The sequence below is a fragment of the Paraburkholderia aspalathi genome, assembly GCF_905220735.1.
GTDB lineage: Bacteria > Pseudomonadota > Gammaproteobacteria > Burkholderiales > Burkholderiaceae > Paraburkholderia > Paraburkholderia aspalathi.
Genome location: NZ_CAJNBA010000001.1, coordinates 1 through 17,152 on the forward strand (window position 1 = coordinate 1; position 17,152 = coordinate 17,152).

A 17,152-nucleotide genomic window follows, 5' to 3' on the forward strand; every position below is an offset into this window, starting at 1 on the left:
CAAACTCTTCAGTTCAAACCTGTTACTGTTTTTCGGTTCTGTTACGAACCGGTCGCTCACTCAACGTACTGACGAATGATCATCCCGTCCGAAGACGGGAAAACCTTCCTTTAATACTAGTGTGAGACTTGATACTTTCGCTTATGCCAGACCCCGAAGAGCCCAGCTCGCGTCGCGCATCAAGCGCCCACACTTATCGGCTGTTAATTTTTAAAGATCGAGTCCGCATTCACTACCGAACCGCTGCCCACTTCAACTACCCGGCACCGCTTCGTTCTGCGTCGCTGCATCAGCAGCAGAGAAACGAGATTATGGAGAACGACCGACAGGTCGTCAACCCCCTTTTGTGAATTTTCTTTTGAACAACCGCGATTTGGCGCCGAAACATGCGCCCCACTAAATGTAGCAAGATCGACGGAAAGTCATCCGGTCGTGCGGGAGTGGCCGACATAGCCTATAGTGAAGAGCCTGCATACGCGCACGACGAGCAGTTGAAGTGCTGCCTTCTGCCCCCACCTGAACTTACGGATGACAGGCGATGAAGGGACCCTGCGACAAGAGCGCATGACAAATTGGTGCGCTCATAATGCGCGCGAAGGCGCAAGCTCGTATATAATGCGAGCCGCGCGAATTTCGCACATTTCTATCGGCCCGCTTCGCGCGGGCTCATCTTTTTTGCTCCCCAGAGCACAGCCAAACAACCGCGTTGAGTCACTCAGGTGATGTTGAGCCATGCTCGAAACGCCTGACGGTAGCGTCTTGCGTCTCATAGCGAAGCCTCTAGAGGAGAATACGTGAACCCTTTTGATCGCGAAGATTCGCAACACGAAACTGCCGGATACACCGCCAAGGCGCCCGCTGGCCGTACGGCCAAGGGCAAAGGCGCAGGCAAAGCGATCCCCGTAGCGGCCGAACTGCCGCCGCAACAAGCTGAAGAACGCCAGCGCCAGATGCGCGCGCTGATCCAGCTGGGCAAGGAGCAAGGCTACCTGACCCACGCGCAGATCAACGACCACCTGCCCGACAACTTCGCGCAGACGGCGGCGATTGACAGCATCGTCAGCGCCTTCAACGACATGGGCGTGCAGGTCTACGAGCAGGCCCCGGATGCGGAAACGCTTCTGCTCAACTCGAACGCCCCCGCCGTGGTGTCGGACGATCAGGCAGACGAGGAAACCGAAGTCGCGCTGTCGACCGTCGATTCCGAGTTCGGCCGTACGACCGACCCCGTGCGCATGTACATGCGCGAAATGGGCGCAACCGAGTTGCTGACCCGCGCGGGCGAAATCGCGATTGCGAAGCGCATCGAAGACGGTCTTCACGAAATGGTGCAGGCGATTGCCGCTTGCCCGCTCGCGATCTCCGCCATTCTGGCGAGCGCCCAACAGGTTGCGGACGGCGAACTGCGCATCGACGAACTGGTCGACGGCCTGAATGAAGACACGGTTGCGGCGGAAGAAGAAAGCGCGAGCGCGGACGCAGCAGCCGACGTCGACGCAGACGCCACCGATGACGACAGCGATAGCGAAGACGACGACGATGCCGGCCCGGCCGACTCCTCGGCAGCAGACGAAGCACGCCTGAAGCAACTCACCAGCGATTGCCTGGAAATCTTCGCGCAAGTCGGCATTCTGTCCGACCAGCAGAACGCCTCGCACACGCGCGGCGACGTCAGCTCGAAGGCTTACCTGCGCGCTCGCGAAGAGATTCAGCAGCACCTCGCCAAGATCCGCTTCACGGCACGCACCATCGACCGCTTGTGCGGCGACGTGCAACACCAGGTCGCGCAAGTCCGTGCAATCGAACGCCGCATTCTGCAAATCGTCGTGACGAAGAGCGGCATGCCGCGCGAGCAGTTCATCGAATCGTTTTCGGGTCATGAAGCCGATCTGGGCTGGACCGAGCGTGCCGCGCGCGGCACGTCGACGTACGGCGCGGCGCTGGAGCGTCACCTGCCGGCAATCCAGTCGGAACAGCAGAAGCTGATCGACATCGAAGCAACCGTTTCGCTGCCGCTCAAGCATCTGAAAGAGATCAATCGTCAGATGGTCGCGGCCGAGTCGAAGATGCGCAAGGCCAAGAGCGAGATGATCGAGGCGAATCTGCGTCTCGTGATCTCGATCGCGAAGAAATACGTCAACCGCGGCATGCTGTTCCTCGACCTGATTCAGGAAGGCAACATCGGTTTGATGAAGGCGGTGGACAAGTTCGAATACCGCCGCGGCTGGAAGTTTTCGACGTATGCAACGTGGTGGGTTCGTCAGGCTGTGACGCGCTCGCTCGCCGACCAGGCGCGCACGATTCGCGTGCCGGTGCACATGATCGAAACGATCAACAAGCTCAACCGCATTTCGCGCGAGATCCTGCAGCAGACCGGTCAGGAAGCCCATCCGTCGGTGCTGGCAGAACGCATGGAACTGTCGGAAGAGAAGGTGCGCGGCATTCTGAAGATCGCCAAGCAGCCGGTGTCGATGGAAACGCCGGTCGGCGACGACGGCGACGCCACGCTGGGCGACATGATCGAAGATTCGGCAGCTTCCTCGCCGGCCGACGCAGCGATGCAGGCCGACTTGCGCGCCGCCATCGACGACGCGCTCGACTCACTGTCGCCGCGCGAAGCGAAGGTGCTGCGTATGCGTTACGGCATCAACACGAAGTCGGACCACACGCTCGAAGAAGTCGGCAAGCAGTTCGACGTCACGCGCGAGCGGATTCGTCAAATCGAAAGCAAGGCCATGCGTAAGCTGATGCATCCGAGCCGTGCAGATCGTCTGAAGTCGTTCCTCGACCGCTAAGCCAAGCCGGTCGTTGCGCTTGTCGTGCGCCATGCACGGCAAGCGCATCTCCCTCTCCCCATTCAAGCAAGCAACGAGATGATCCCACCAATGGTGAGTCCCGCTGCCAGCCAACGCCCAGCCGTGTAGAACGCATTACGCTCTTCATGAGGCTGATCCGGGCGTTCGAGACCCAACGTACCGTACGCAAACGCCTTGACCGCCGAGGTATCGGTCGTCGACGCGCTCCCCCCCGCTGAATCGCTTACTTCACCGTCCTGAATCGCATTGCCCTCTTGCGCCGCCGTCGCTGCGCCTTCGGCGGAGATGTGGACGGCGTCGTCCTGTTCGGATGTATTCGACGCAACAGCCTGCGTGGCCGTGTCGTCCGCGTTGTCCGTTACGGACCGGCTCTTCATCATCGCGCGATCCGATTCCGGCAGTGTCGACGACAGCGCACTGTCGATTTGCATGGCAACCTCCGTTTATTTCGCCCAACGCATGCGCCGCCCCAGTTCGCCGCGGCAATGCAAACAGAACGCTCGCACACGGCGGTTCGACGCACAACCGCTTACAGGATCTATCGACGGCAGTACGCCAAAACTTGAGCGCTGGAAAGAAACGGTAAGTTCCATCGGACGCATTGCTCCGGCCCGAAACGTATCCGACGGCTGCGTGCGCAACACGCGGTTCTACAGAACGAATTCCATAGGTCGATTTGTTGTCCACAGAAACTGTTCAGAAGCCTGTGGATATCCTGAGCAAGAGTCACCCAAGTCGTTGAGCGCATTGCTTTTCACATCTACGCTTCCGACACGACAGGTCGCATCGCTCACGGCTTCCCGCACATTGCCCGAACCGCCGCCCATTGCTGCGCCGTCAATGCACTTTCGCCGACAGGTGATCCCTGATTCAGCTTTTCCCGGTCGAGCGTACGCGGATGATCCGACAGAAACCCAATCGTACCGCTGCCATTACGCTTCTCAGTCAACGCAAAAAATCCCGCGAGCCCATCACTGCGCAATCCGCTCGCTTGCAGATAGGCAACGCCGTTCGCATCGGCGAGACGCTCCATGTCACGGCTATACGATAGTCCCACCAATCGCCCCGCCAGTGACGATACGTCTGCGAAACCAAGATGGATGCCCAGGGTTGTGCTGATCAGCGTGATACCGGCGCTGCGAAACAAAGCGGTCAACGGATCGCGCCGCGCGATATGTCCTGTCTCGTGCGCCATCACGCCAGCCAGCTGATCGGGATTGTCGACGCGCTGGAACAGGCCGCGCATGATGATCATCCGTGCACCAGGTAACGTGAGTGCATTGACCGTCTTGCTGTCGATGACCACCACGCGTACCGGCTGCGCGATCCCCGCCGCGTGAGCGAGGCGCGCTTCGAGTTGTTCGAGCGCGCGTTGTCCGTCGTCGCCGCGGCACACCCGATGCTTACCGACCACGACCGACTCCACCATCTCGCCAAGCCGGTTTTCCGCGCTGCGTGGCACAAGCGCCGCGCCGGCCGAAGGCAGTCGCACAACGAGTACGAACGCAAGCGCCAGTGCCGCCACGCCGATCGTGACCCAGCCCAGATAATGCCAACGCCGCCTGCGCGGCGCCGTCATCTGCACAGGTAGTGCAAAGGCATCGGCCAACACGCGGCCCGGTTCGCCTTTGCACGACAACGCGACTCTGCCTTCCGGGTCGGGTTCGCCGACGATCAGCCGCGCACGCGGCCAAACCGCCAGCTCGCCCTCAACACCGTCGATCGACAGAAACGCCTCGCTCCAGCGCAGCGTTGCCACATGAGGCGCGGCGGTATGGCCGTCGTAATAGCGTGTACCGCTCGGCACTGAAGACTCCACAACCGCGTCAGAACGCGCCGCCATGATCGAGCAGGTTCAGCATGCCTTCGCCGGTGCGCGGCGGCGGCTGATCGCTCTGACCAAGCGTCTGCGGGTCGAGTTGACCGGACACCTGCAGCGTATCGGCTGCGAAGCGCATCACGCGATGCAGCACGATCGGAAAACCCAGACCCAGCGTAAAAACGATGATCGCCAGATTGCCCAGCATCATGCCGAGCAGACGCCCGGCGGTAATGCTGCTGCCGAAACGCAGTTGCGCGCCAAGCGTCGTATTGCCCATGACATGGCGCGTCACCAGCGCCAGATAGAAGCACTGGATCAGCAACGCGCCGACGATAAACAGCACGTAGAACAGGAATATCGAGCCGAATGCGGCGAACGCGGCGGGATCATGAGCCTTCAGCGGCGCATGCCCGATGGGCAGGAACGCCATGATGCTCTTGAGGAAAACTGCCCCGAGCACGACGAACAGCGCGACGATGCCCAAAAACGTGCCGACGAACGCGCCATACAGCGCACGTGCGCGCCCTTCAAAATGAAACGGCAGGCTGCCGAAACTGCTCGCGTTGATGCGTCGCTCCGCCAGGCGCATGGACACCCACGGCACCATCTGTCCAAGCGTGACGATGCACAGCAGGCCATACAGCAATGCGTACGCACCATAGACCCACGACGAGCCGGTCATGCCGCCGCGGATCCCACACCATTGGGTGCGGCTCAAGCGGTAACGCTGCGCGCTGAAATACGCCCCTGCTGCGATCACCGCGATCACGATGTAAAGAACAATGATCGGCACGAGAGCCAGTGCAGCGCTCCCAGTGATGGCGCGCAGAATCGCGCTAAGAATGCCTGCACCGACAATCGCGCCAAAGATAATCGCAATCGCCAGTAGAAAACCTTTGAACAGTTCGCCGCCCGTCCCGGTGTACTCAAATCGCTCACCTTGAAAACGCATGCGCGACCAGATATATCGACGGTTATTCGTGGTGGCCCAAAAACGATAAATGCCAAGCGTGATGATCTGCAGCAACAGATTCTTGATGAATATCCCGTACAGCTCTCCAAGCTTGCCGTCATAGCTCAACAGCGGTTGCTTCTGGTCGAGTGAGTTCATTTTTTCTTCCCCCGGCTGGCAAATATACGTTTTTGAGGCCCGCATGCGCATAAGCGCATATGCACGGCGGGCGGGTGGTCTTTCCTTCGCAAAACTGACTACGACAGCGTGAAAATTTGAAATCTGGCCCGCAAGAGAGCAACTGTTTTACGGCATCACGAATGTTTTCACGAGCGTCAGTTCGCCCGGCTTACGCATCGGCACCCGAATGGTTTCGCTCTTTTCGTTCGGCGTGTTCTCGTTCGTGATGATCGTCACCTGCGCGACGGTCATATCGCTGCCGCTGTTCCCGCTACCGTAGTAATTCACATAGACCAGATACGTACCCTTCAAGGGTGCCGCCGACGAGTAAATCTCCGGCCCGTAGCCGGTCGTCACATCCACGTCGAGCGCGCCGCCGTTCGGCGCAACGCGATCGCCATACCAGGTGTGTGCGCCGTCCGGCGACACCACGTGCAAGTCCAGATCGGTGCCGTCGGTGTCCCATGCGAGCAACACGCGCAACTTGGGCTGCGTCTTGCCACTGTAGGCGTCGTAAAACTGCACGCGTTTGCGCGAGCCATCCGGCGCCCGCAGTTCCACGCTATTGCTGCCGGACGGAAACGCGTAAGGCCGCGAAAACTTGCCGTCTTCCTCAACGCGCTGCGGCAACGGCGTGCCGTCGACCACCAGCGTGCCCACCGTAGTACCTTTCTTCTTCGGCGTGTTGCGGATCTGCCCTTCGATCAGCGCAAATTTCGACTGCCCTTCCGGCGTCGATACCGACACTGCCGGGTAATGCACGTCCTGCGTATAACGCTCGCTGTCACCGCTGGTGTTGCGCCAGCCGTTCAACGGCGCGCCGAAGTCGATATCGCTCGCGTGCGCCACCGTGGCGCCCTGCAAGCAGGCGACGACGAGCATCATCCAGCCAGCCTTCACCCACCCCGTCGTCTTGACCTTCATCGTCACTGCTCCCATCCCGCTGTCAGAGTCGCTCGCTTTTCACGAGCTGCAGGTCGCCGATCTTACGCAGCGGCACGACCATCGTTTCACGCCGCTCGTTCGGCGTGTTTTCATTGAACACCAGCGTCAACGTCGCGGTAATCACGTCGCGCTCGTGCGCGGCGGCGTCGAAGTTGTAGCCGGTCGAATCGAAGTTGCCCCAGTAGTTCAGAAAGAACAGCCACGTCCCGTGCTCGGGCGCCGCCGACGAAAATATTCCCGGCCCCGCACCGTCCACCGAATCGACATCGAATCCGCTGCCGTCTTCGAGCGTGGGGTTGGCGAAGAACGCGTGCAGACCGTCCGGCGTAATCACGTGCAGATCCACCTGCGCTTTCGGATCGTCCCACGTGACGATCGCGCGCAGCTTCGCCTGCGGCTTGCTGCGGTCGGCTTCGTAGAACTGCATGCGCTGGCGCTGCTTGCCGTCGGCGGAAATCAACTCGATGCTGTTCGAGCCCGCGCCAAATGCCCACGGGCGCGCGAATGCGCCTTCGTCGTCGGTATAGAGCGGCGTTGGATTGCCGTTGACAACCAGCGTGGGCAGCTTGCGCGCGTGTTTGTCGATGTGTTTCAGGCGCCCTTCGATCAGCGTGCGATAGCGTTGCGCGCCACGGTCGACCGGCGGCCGGGGATACGCCGCGACGAAGTGCTCGCCTTCGTTCGTCAGCCCGCTGTGGCGCCAGCCGCCGAACGCGCCGGTGAGATCGGCAAGTGCGCCGCCATTGCCGTCCGCGCCGGCGGCTTGCACGTTCGTCGTCATACTCGCCGCGAGCGCAACCGAGGCCACAGCAATTGCCATGTGAACGCGAACACCCTGCCTAAGAGGCGCCAAAGCAACGGCCGCAGGAATGCGAACGCGGCGCATCACAGGAAGCGCACGGAACACGGCAGAAAGCGAGCGCGAGACGGTGTTCATTGGATCGGATTGTCGGTACGAATCAGCGTGCGCGCGGTACGTTCGACGAAGTCTTCATCGAGGCCACGCGGATGATGCTGGAACGCGAGGTGAATATATTCATGCGCCAGCGCGATACGGTCTTCTTCGGTCTGCAGGCGATACACGTACACGCGATTGCGCTGCGCATCGGCATACGGCCGACCTTCGCGCACCGCGCACACGGCCGGCAGATCGGGCGTTTCGTAGCCGGGCGCGCCGTCCATACGCCGCGCCCACAACGGCGCGTTGCGCTGCAGCCATTGCTGGGCGCCGGCCACCTGGATGCAATCGCCGGACAACGGACTCTCGAACGACGTCAAGGTCGCTTGCGGCCAGGTGCGCGAGAGAATGGTGTCGAACGTGAGGCCGGTTTGCGCGGACGCCTTCGCAGCGAGCCAGCTCATCTGACCGGGTGCGGCCTTGTCGTGGTGATACTGAACCGGCACGCCGGTGAGCACCAGCGCGTCGGTCAGATCCGCGGCGCGACGCGCGGCGGCGGTCGGCACACGTGGCAGGACGCGCTGCGTGCTGCTGCTGTCATCGATACGGAAGCAGCCGTGATCGTGATTGCCGTGCTGCACGACGTAGGATCGCGCCGCCACCGCCAACGCTTTGGCCGCTTCCGGTTGGCTCGTGTCGCCTTCCCGCTCGACCACTCGCGCGACGTAGTCGTTCATGCCGAAGCGGCCGACTACTTGCGGTGCGCCTGCAGCGTCGCGATCGAGGCGCAGTTCGCCGCGGCTTTCCACACGCGCCCAGTTGCCATTGACAAAGCCGATCCGGAACTCGCCACGCAATGGGCCGTCCGGTACCGCAGCCGAACCTTTGTCGCCAAGCACCTGGCGAATCGGATAGCGGCTGAAGAAGTCGACCAGCACGCACGCGTTGTCGTCCGGCACGGTGACTTGTGTGAGCAACGGCGCGATGCGCGGTGCGGCGGCCGCCAGCACGCGCGCGCTGCCGCCGGCGCCGCCGAGCCACACCGGCGTGCCATCGGCGAGCCAGCCTGCCGCACCGCCGATCGAGGCGCCAGGCCGCGCGGGATCCGGCATCGTCCAGGTTTTGGCGCGCAGCAGGCTGCCGTATAGCGACACGGTGCCCTCGCCGCGTCCGCTCGTCAGCACCGACACCAGCGTGCTCGCCGCCGCTTCGCGCGGCTTGGCCGGCATCGCCTGCAATGCGGCGAGCAGGTCGGTCACGGGCACGCGGTGCGTCGGCGTCATCGCGTGAAGGTCGCGCAGCCAGGCGGGTGCATGCGCGGCCGTCCAATACTTGCGCCAATCAGAGGGATCGAGTTGCAGGCGTGCGGGCTCGAAAAAGCGTCCGCATGATTGCACCAGCGCATGTTCGCGGTCGATGTGCCCGCCCGTCATGCAGCAATACACTTCTTCAGGATCGCCGCCGCTGCAGGTGTAATCCGGCGTGGCGATATTGCGATCGACCAGATAGCCATAGACGAACAGCTTCCACACGCTGCCGAGCGGCGTCTCCAGCGTCGCCGGCAACGGACGCGCCGACTGCGGCGCGAGGCCGTCTGCAGCGCCGCCGGCGTTGAACTGCCAAAGCTGCGATTGACCATCGCGCAACCATGCGAAGCGCAGCATTTGCGCCGAGGACGCAACGGACGGCGAAGTTGGCGATGCGGTTGACGACGACTTTGCCCCCGCAGGCAGTGACACAGTCGACGACGCCATAGCCGCAGCCGCACCACTAAAAGCACACCCCACTCCCACGGCGAGCGCGACCCGCAGCGTAGCTGCCAGACGATCGCGCGAGTGCCGAAGAGCGGAGAACATAGCGATCTCGCTTACTGAATACGCAGAGTCGTCATGCGATCGCTCTTGCCGCCTTCGAACGCCTTGGCGTCCGGCTGATACATGCGGAAGTAGCGTGCGGGAGGCAACGCGAACGTACCCGGCAACGCAAAGCGCACCAGTTGCCGCAGCGTCACCGGACGATCGAGCAAAGGCACCGGCTGGTGATACGCCAGCTCACCCATCTCATACGAAGCAGCACGCGCAAACGGCTGTGGGCCGCTTACCCCTTCCTTCTCGCCCGGCAAACCGTCGATCGACACACCCCAGCTGGTCGCCTCCACGTCGCCGCCCGGCGGCAGCGGCACATCGAGCAGACCGTAGTGGTACGCATTGCCGGAGCGCGGCGTAAGCGTGACTTCGTCGACGTACAGCGCATTGCTGTCGATCGCATCGCCCTGCTTGACCAGGCGCGCGGTAAAGGCCGAGCGGCCCAGCTGGCTCTCCGCGCCACCCGCCTTCTTCGGATCGACCTTCACTTCGAGCGGCTCCAGCTTGTAGAAACGACGTTCGACGGTGATGTTCAGTCGACTGTCCTCGCTCGTATGACTGCGGAACGAAACCAGCGCGTTCACGTCGGTGCGCGCGCCGCCTGCGTCGAGCGTGGCCGGCAAAGCGGCGCCGGTCCACTTCCACAGCGGCGTACCAGTCGGCGTCGCGGCGCGCGTCCAACCCGCACCTTGCAGCGACGGCAGCGAAGCCGGCGCCGTGTCGCCACCAAGCGCTTTACGCACCCACAGCAACGTCAACGCGCGATCGAGCGTCGGGTAGTCGGCGCTGCTCTTCGCGAGCAACGCAGATGCATCGATCGCCGCACCACCATCGCCACCCGTCATATAAAGCAGACTCTGCACGAGCGGCGCGGGATCGTTGGCCAATGCCGTGCGTGCAGCACTCGCCGCTGCATCGAAGCCGTCCGGCAGTTGAGCACTCGCGCTACGCGCCATGTTGGCGACCAGCAGCGTCGCCATCTGCTTGCCGCGCGGCGAATCGGCTTGCGCGAACACGATGCTGTCCGACGCGCCATATGTGCCGTTGCGTGTAGGGGCCGAAGCATTGGCCGAGGCCGCTGAATCGCTCTGCAAGTCCGCCGCAACACCCGACACCGGCGTCGCGACCGGCAGGCCCATCTGCTGCATGAACCACAGCGCCAACGCGCGATGCAGCAGCGGCTCTTTCGCACCGGCATCGCGATAGACGTCCATTGCATGCTGCCAGTTGTCGGCGGGCAGCGTAATGCCGAGGCTGCGGCTCGCGAGCCAATCCGCGTAATACGCGTAGGCGGTGATCAGCGAACTGCCGCCGGTCGTATCGCCCCACCAGCCGAACGTGCCACCGACACCTGCCAGCATCGCCAGACGTTGGCGCTGATTGCGCAATAGCGCTTCGAGCCCTTGCGTCGAGCTAGTGTTATCGCCGCGACCGATCGCATCATGTGCGAGCGCCAAAGGAATCAGGCGGCTCGACGTTTGCTCGGCGCATCCGTAGGGATAATTGATCAGATCGTCGGCAACGCGCGCGAATTGGCTCGTGGCGCTGCCGATGAAACGCACGCTAACGTCCTGCGCATCTTGCGGCAGATTGAGCGGCTTGTTCGAGCCGTCGAGCGCCACCGTGTTCTGATGCAGATCGAGCCAGCCGCTCGCATCGAGCTGGATGGTGGTCTGCAAGCGATCCACATCCTTACCCGCCCGCCGCAGGCTCGCGTTGATCACACCCGCCTTCAACGCACCGGTCGGCAGACGCAGGTAATTCGCGCCGCGCTTGAGCGTGACCTTCTGGTTCAACGAGAGACCGCCGCCGTCAACCACCCACTCGGCGTCCATATCCGCGTCGGTCTGATTGAAGGCGATCATGTCGATGGCCGGCTGATCGTTGACGCGGAAATGCGAAGGCCCACTCCACTTCAGATACAGTGCCTTGTCCGAACGCACATACGCGGTACGTTGACCGACCATGCCGTCCGGCGCCGCCGCGCGCACGGTGACGCGCCAGCGGGCCAGCGAGTCCGGCATCTTGAAGGTCATGGTGGCGTGACCATTCGCGTCAGTCTTCAGCGTGCCTTCCCACGCGGCTGTGTCCTGATCGTCACGACGCGGCCGTTCGAGCACTTTCACGCCGCGCTCGTTGTAGTTGGCGCGTTGCGGCCCGCCCGGCGCACCCTTCAACGGCGAGCGCGCGAGGTCGTACGTAATGAACGACAGACTCGACGACGTCCGCACATTGTTACGGCGCGGATGATAGAAAAAGTCGACGATATTCGGTGCGATCTCCGGCTGCAGCACGTAGACCATTTCATCGACCACGCTGACCGTCAGATTCGCCGCTTCCGGCTTGCCGTTCAGCGTGCTGTCGAAGTTGAGCGTGACCGTATCGCCCGGACCGTACACCGGCTTGTCGCTCTTCACGTTCAATTCGATCTGCGGTTGCGCGACCACGATGCCTGCATTCTGGAACACGTATTCGCCCGCATGCACGTACAGCACCGAGAACGTCATGTTCGGCGCGAATGCTTCCCCGACCTTGATACGCGCTTTCCATTGCGAAGGCGCTACGCGTTGCAGTTGCAGCCAGTCGCCGCCGGCTGTCAGCAACGCGCGACGTTCGACGTTGTCGCGCTCCAGCGTCAGAAGAGCATCGTCGACCGGCATCGGGAAAGTAATCAGCGCTTCGGCGGTATCGCCGATCTTGTACCGGTCGCGATCGAACACGATTTCGACGCTGCCCGGAATCGCCTTCAGACCATCGCCGGCCACCCAATGACTTGTAGCCGCGAGCAGATTGCCGGTGTCGTCCTTGACCGACAGCATGTACGAACCCGGTTCGTCGAATTGCACCGGGAACGACAGCTTGCCGCCCGCGTTTGCGCCTTTGATTGCGCCTTCGCCATGAGTCTGCGATTCAAGGCGCGTCCATTCCCACTTGGCCGGCGCATGCGAAGACGGATCGATCGTGCCAAGCGCTTGCAGATCGAAATTGACCGCTTCCTTCGGCTGCGAAAACGATTTGGCCGTCGACAAGCGATACGGCGTCGCGCCGCGTGCGATCAATACCTCACGCGTCACACGTACCTTGTAGGCCGCGCCGTCCTGCGCGAACAGGGTCAACGCATAGCGGCTCGGTTCTTTAGCAGCGGGCAGCGTGAGGCTCGCATTGCCGTCGCTATCGGTCGTGAGTTCCTGCTGTTCCAGCTTGACCGGAAACAACCCTGCGTAGCGCAGTTCACCGTCGACGATCGTCACTTTCTGCGCGCGCAGCGTGACCGAAACCTTGCTGTCGCGCACCGGCTTGCCGTCCGGATAGCGCAACTGGATCTTGCCCTTCAATTGCTCGCCCGTCGCATAGTCGGCTTTATCCATCGACAGGTTGACGTCGAAATGCGGCTTCACATATTCGGCGACGCGAAATGCGCTGCCGTATACATCGCCGTTGTAATCGAAACGCAGCGTATAGCCGCCAGCGGTGGCATCGGCGGGCAACGTGAAGGACGCGTCCGCGCCCGTATCGGAAGCAAAATGCACCTTGCTGGTCGCCACCGGCGCACCGTTCGGATCGAGCACGTCGAGCTTGATATCGGCATCTGCAGGCGCGGTGGATTGCGTCGCGTTCTGGAACGTGCGGCCGATGAACTTCACATGCACTGCGTCGCCCGGCCGGTACATCGGACGATCGGTCACCGCGTAGATCTTGGTGTTGTAGATCTCGCTGTCGTAGTAGAAATTCTCCGAAACGAACACGCCGCCTTGCGGATCGGTGCCGAGCACGTAGCTGCGCTCGGGGCTAACGTGTTGCAGCACCAGTGCGCCGTCGTTACCGGTGGTGCCGCTTTGCAGCACGCCTACGCCGTCGGTCCAGTTCACGTCGGTATTCGCCACCGGCTTGCCGTTATCGCGCCGCGTGGTCCACACCAGCATGCCGCTCGACGCCGCTTTCACGACTGCGACCGTGTCCGATACGAACAGCAAGGTATGCGCGCGATAGTTGCCGATTACCGCCTCAACGATATACAGCCCCGGCGGCAGCTTGCCCACCGGAATCATCACGTTGCCCGAACTCGCTTCGATGAAGTTACTGCTGCTGCCTTCGAGATTGACACCCTTCGGCGGCTGGATCACCTTCGCGTCCCAGATCGGATAGCGGAAGCGCGCGACCATGTCATAGCCCTTCAGCGGTGCGAACTGCGAGTTCTGCTGGAATTGCGTCTGCTTGCCGGTCTGCTCGCCGAGCTTGAATTGCGGCTGGGCTTCGGTTGCCTTGCTACGCGTCGCGAACGACAGCACACGTTGCCAGGCGCGGCGTGCTTCCGTGAACCAGCGGTCCCACAGATAGGCCAACGTATTTGCGAGGCCTTCACCTTGATAATTCGGCGCGACGTTCAGGCGATGCAGATTCTTCTGCGCCTTCAAAAAATCCAACGGCTTCGACACGCGATACACAACGATGTCCGCACCGCCGTATGCTTGCAGCGCGTCCTTGAACTCGCGGCCGGGCGCTTCGAGACGCACCTGCGCCAACTGATCGCTGCCGAAGCTCGCATCCGAGAGCAGGAAGAATGGCTGGCCGTCGACCTTCTGCGACGCGAAATTACTCGATGGCGCTGTTTGCAGCGTCGGGTTCGCGGCGATGTTGGCATCGGCGGCGCTGCTCGAGGCGGCGTCGTCGGCGTAGGCCGTTGGTGCGATGGCGAGCGTCAGCGCCGCGAAGAGCGCGACCACGGTGAAGCCTGCACGACGTTTCAGGTTGCCAAGCCAGGCGCGCGACGCAGTGACGGAGTTCATTCGGGTCATGGTGTCAGAAAGTCCAAACGAAACACGCCAACGAAATTCGGATTGCCGTCGAGCGGCTGCCAGCGGGAATCTTTCCATTGCATCAGGTCGGAGACGGCCACGGCGCGCAGACCTGTATCGGTCGGCGTAACGGTGCCTGTGTGATAAGCGATGTAGCGATCCAACCAGATCATCAGATGCTGGTCGTCGCCCTGGTCGAAGAACAGCAGATCGCCAGGCAGCGCCTGGTTCACGTCCTTCGAAACAAAACGGCTATTGCGTTGAATCAGTGCGATCGCCGATGCGTACGCGCCGGTGGAACCGTCGAGCCGCGTCCAGCGATTCGCGATTCCGCGTTGCGACGTGGACAGTTGCAGCTCGGGCGGCATGCTGCTGGTGTCCGCGAGACTGGTCATGCCGTTCGCGCGCAACCATTTGGTGTCATGCGGCTTGAGCGTCTCGCCGACGGCAAAGCGCACGAGGCCCGCGCAATCGCGCTGCGTCCAGCGCGGCGTCGGGCCACGGCGCATTTGCTGGTCGACGATGCGCACGAACCACGCGCGAAATGCAGCGGATTGCTGCGGCGAAAGCGCGTCTGGGTCCGGCGATGCGGTTGTGCTGGTGAGTGCGTTCGCGTACGGCGCGAGGCCGGCCACGACGAGCGTCGACATAGCACGCACGAGCCAGATGCGGCGTGCCGTGCGGGCATTCGTCGCGAATGCCACGTCGGGGACGTGAAGGCGGCGCACTTAGTCGCCCTCGGTGCCGGGCTGATCTGCAGGCGAGTCTGCTACTCCCGCGGTGGCAGCGGGATCCGCACCCGCCTTCGCGCGATCGAACCACCATTCCACCGGGACCCAACCCGTCGACCCCGGCAAGTTCTGCGGCAGCGTCAACGAAACCGGCGGGTAGTGTGCCAGCGCATGCAGCTTCGGCACGAGGTGAGTGCGCGACGCATTGCGGAACACCGCTTCCTGATCCGCCGGCAAGGCCGCGCCCGCTTCGCGTTCGATCAACGCAGCCGCGGACGAAGGTGTCAGCGTGAGAATCGTGCGCGGCAGACGCTGCGGCGCGAGCGTATCGGCCAGCGCCGGATAACGCTTGTCGAGCACGGCGAGCGTGTCGTCGACCAGACGTGAATCAGGAGAGAAAATCAGATAACCGTGCGCCAGTGCGAGCGTCACGGGGAAATAGCGCTCTGCAGACAGTTGCGATGCGAACGACGCCTTGCTGGACAGCGCCGTACCGGAGAGCGCGCTGACCGGCCGTTGCCACACGGTAACGCCGGCGCCCTGGTCACGCTTCGTGACCGGCAAGCGACGATAGCCCGAATCGGCATCACCGGATTTGGCGGCCTTCGCCTCGTACGCGCCGATCACGTCGCCAAAGGTCTTGCCGAGCGCGGTCTGCAGCGCAGCGATGCTCGTCGCGTCCTGTGTCTTCACGCGAGCAACGAACACCGGCGCAACCAATGTGGATTTCGCATACCAGCAAACGGCCGCGGGGCCAGTGAGCTGATCGCCGATCGCAGAAGCGCCATCCGCGCCCACATCGGCCACCTTGCCCAACAAGCCCGAGGCTTCTTTCCAGTCCGCTGGCAAGCTCGTGCACGCTGCCGGATTGGCCGGTAAGGCACGCCACAAGTCGGCGCTATTCCACGCCTGCGGCAACTTGCCCGGCTCGATCAAAGCGGAAGTCTGCCAGTTCGCCGCAGCGCTGCCGTTCGGCGAAAAATCGAATCGCAGTGCGTCGATGCCGGAGAAAAATGCCTGATAACCAAACGACAAATAATTGGCCGACACCACCAACCGGTGGCCCTTCGGCGCATCGCCGGGCGCGTCCAGCTGATAGGCGCGCGTCGCATCGTCGCGGCCGGAAGAAAGCATCTCGGACACGGCGTCGGCCCGCTCGCCCAGCAAGCTGCCTTTCGCGTCGAGCAGCACGCCCGGGGCGGACATCACGACAAGGCGGTCGTCCTTCGTTGCAAACAGAATCGTGCGGCCAACCGCCAGCTTCAACGCGTAGACCGGCACATCGCCGGAGAGTTTGGCGACCTGGCTCAACTGCGAGTCGCTCGCGGCGACGTTGCCGAAGCCTTGCAGCAGCTTCGCCAGCCCGTTACGGTGCATCGACATCACCCAGTAACCGAGGCGGCCGTCCGGCGAGCGCCACAGCAGCACATGCGCGGGTTCGTCGAATACGCGGCGGATCAGTTCATCGCGCCAGTCGAGTTGATGTTCGAACGCGAGACGGCGCAGCGCGCCTTCTGTGGACAAGCGTGTGTCGTTTGATTCGTAATAGTCGACGAAGTCTTGAGTCAGCACGTCGTGTAACAGCGGCACACGCAAGATATCGCGTGGCAAACGCGAGAGGGCTTCGCTGTCGATCACCGCATCCGGGTGATGAATATCGAGCACGATTTCGCTGGTCCCGGAGGCTTTGCGGTGCCCGAATGGACGCCACACCGCCTGAATGACGATGCCGGCCACGACCAGAAGACCGACTACCAGGATTGCAATCTTTTTTCGCGACATCTTCATCTGATTTTTTCTGGTTCGATGCGACGGTATTAACGTGGATGGCCGATGAATTAACTCACCGAAATCATTCGCCGAAGGCAGCGATGATAACCGATATTTTTAGTCCAAAACCAGCGGGACTCGCCATTTAACATTCAGCCATGTTTCAGGAGTTTGACGGAAATATTGAACGAGCGAAATTAAATATTTTTAAAACGCGCTCATCTGAAGCAACGGCTTGAGTTAAACGGCAGCGGAAGGCGGCGGCATACACAGACGGGAACGCTTGCGCCCGTTGCCGCCTTCAACCGCGCACAGATGGGCCTGCGAGCATAGTCCGACCAGGCGCGGCCTTATGCTGCTTTACCGGATCGGGATGG

10 protein-coding genes are annotated in these 17,152 nt (G+C 62.2%); 1 reads left to right on the forward strand and 9 read right to left on the reverse strand.

Annotation, left to right across the window (positions count from 1 at the left end; genetic code table 11):
- Nucleotides 1–794: 794 nt before the first annotated feature.
- Entirely contained in the window at nucleotides 795–2,795 is a 2,001-nt protein-coding gene (gene rpoD / locus KHO30_RS00005; protein WP_200575239.1) for an RNA polymerase sigma factor RpoD, read from the forward strand.
- A 62-nt stretch (nucleotides 2,796–2,857) separates the two neighbouring features.
- On the opposite strand, the gene KHO30_RS00010 is transcribed toward rpoD, so the two are convergent.
- The 9 genes from KHO30_RS00010 to KHO30_RS00050 form a co-directional block, all read right to left on the reverse strand.
- The gene (locus KHO30_RS00010; protein ID WP_093635132.1) at nucleotides 2,858–3,247 is read right to left on the reverse strand and encodes a hypothetical protein; all 390 of its coding nucleotides are present in this window, start codon (nucleotides 3,245–3,247) and stop codon (nucleotides 2,858–2,860) included.
- 359 nt (nucleotides 3,248–3,606) lie between these two features.
- Entirely contained in the window at nucleotides 3,607–4,623 is a 1,017-nt protein-coding gene (locus tag KHO30_RS00015) for a M48 family metallopeptidase (RefSeq protein ID WP_211699683.1), read from the reverse strand.
- Nucleotides 4,624–4,642: 19 nt separating this feature from the next.
- Nucleotides 4,643–5,749 (reverse strand): YjgN family protein, encoded by a 1,107-nt coding sequence (locus KHO30_RS00020; protein WP_211699684.1) that lies wholly within the window; start codon nucleotides 5,747–5,749, stop codon nucleotides 4,643–4,645.
- A 147-nt stretch (nucleotides 5,750–5,896) separates the two neighbouring features.
- The gene (locus KHO30_RS00025) at nucleotides 5,897–6,694 is read right to left on the reverse strand and encodes a YfaP family protein (RefSeq protein WP_211699685.1); all 798 of its coding nucleotides are present in this window, start codon (nucleotides 6,692–6,694) and stop codon (nucleotides 5,897–5,899) included.
- A gap of 22 nt (nucleotides 6,695–6,716) precedes the next feature.
- Nucleotides 6,717–7,496 carry a YfaP family protein gene (locus tag KHO30_RS00030; protein ID WP_211700923.1) on the reverse strand — a complete coding sequence of 260 codons (780 nt, stop codon included), beginning with the start codon at nucleotides 7,494–7,496 and terminating at the stop codon, nucleotides 6,717–6,719.
- 152 nt (nucleotides 7,497–7,648) lie between these two features.
- Nucleotides 7,649–9,469, reverse strand: a complete 1,821-nt coding sequence (locus KHO30_RS00035) for a DUF2300 domain-containing protein (protein ID WP_211699686.1) — start codon at nucleotides 9,467–9,469, stop codon at nucleotides 7,649–7,651.
- An 11-nt stretch (nucleotides 9,470–9,480) separates the two neighbouring features.
- Nucleotides 9,481–14,274: an alpha-2-macroglobulin family protein gene (locus tag KHO30_RS00040; RefSeq protein WP_211699687.1), complete on the reverse strand. Its 4,794-nt coding sequence runs from the start codon at nucleotides 14,272–14,274 to the stop codon at nucleotides 9,481–9,483.
- Nucleotides 14,271–14,924, reverse strand: a complete 654-nt coding sequence (locus KHO30_RS00045; RefSeq protein WP_234486701.1) for a DUF1175 domain-containing protein — start codon at nucleotides 14,922–14,924, stop codon at nucleotides 14,271–14,273. Before KHO30_RS00045 ends, KHO30_RS00040 begins: the two co-directional genes overlap by 4 nt.
- A gap of 78 nt (nucleotides 14,925–15,002) precedes the next feature.
- Complete coding sequence (locus tag KHO30_RS00050) at nucleotides 15,003–16,793, reverse strand: DUF2138 domain-containing protein (protein WP_211699688.1); 1,791 nt, start codon at nucleotides 16,791–16,793, stop codon at nucleotides 15,003–15,005.
- Between the last annotated feature and the right edge of the window lie 359 nt (nucleotides 16,794–17,152).

Bases quoted from the DNA above. Each gene is read 5' to 3' on its own strand.
- KHO30_RS00040 (WP_211699687.1), bottom strand. From the start codon at position 14,274: ATGACCCGAATGAACTCCGTCACTGCGTCGCGCGCCTGGCTTGGCAAC.
- KHO30_RS00010 (WP_093635132.1), bottom strand. From the start codon at position 3,247: ATGCAAATCGACAGTGCGCTGTCGTCGACACTGCCGGAATCGGATCGC.
- KHO30_RS00020 (WP_211699684.1), bottom strand. From the start codon at position 5,749: ATGAACTCACTCGACCAGAAGCAACCGCTGTTGAGCTATGACGGCAAG.
- KHO30_RS00050 (WP_211699688.1), bottom strand. From the start codon at position 16,793: ATGAAGATGTCGCGAAAAAAGATTGCAATCCTGGTAGTCGGTCTTCTG.
- KHO30_RS00045 (WP_234486701.1), bottom strand. From the start codon at position 14,924: ATGTCGACGCTCGTCGTGGCCGGCCTCGCGCCGTACGCGAACGCACTC.
- KHO30_RS00035 (WP_211699686.1), bottom strand. From the start codon at position 9,469: ATGTTCTCCGCTCTTCGGCACTCGCGCGATCGTCTGGCAGCTACGCTG.
- KHO30_RS00030 (WP_211700923.1), bottom strand. From the start codon at position 7,496: ATGACGACGAACGTGCAAGCCGCCGGCGCGGACGGCAATGGCGGCGCA.
- KHO30_RS00025 (WP_211699685.1), bottom strand. From the start codon at position 6,694: ATGAAGGTCAAGACGACGGGGTGGGTGAAGGCTGGCTGGATGATGCTC.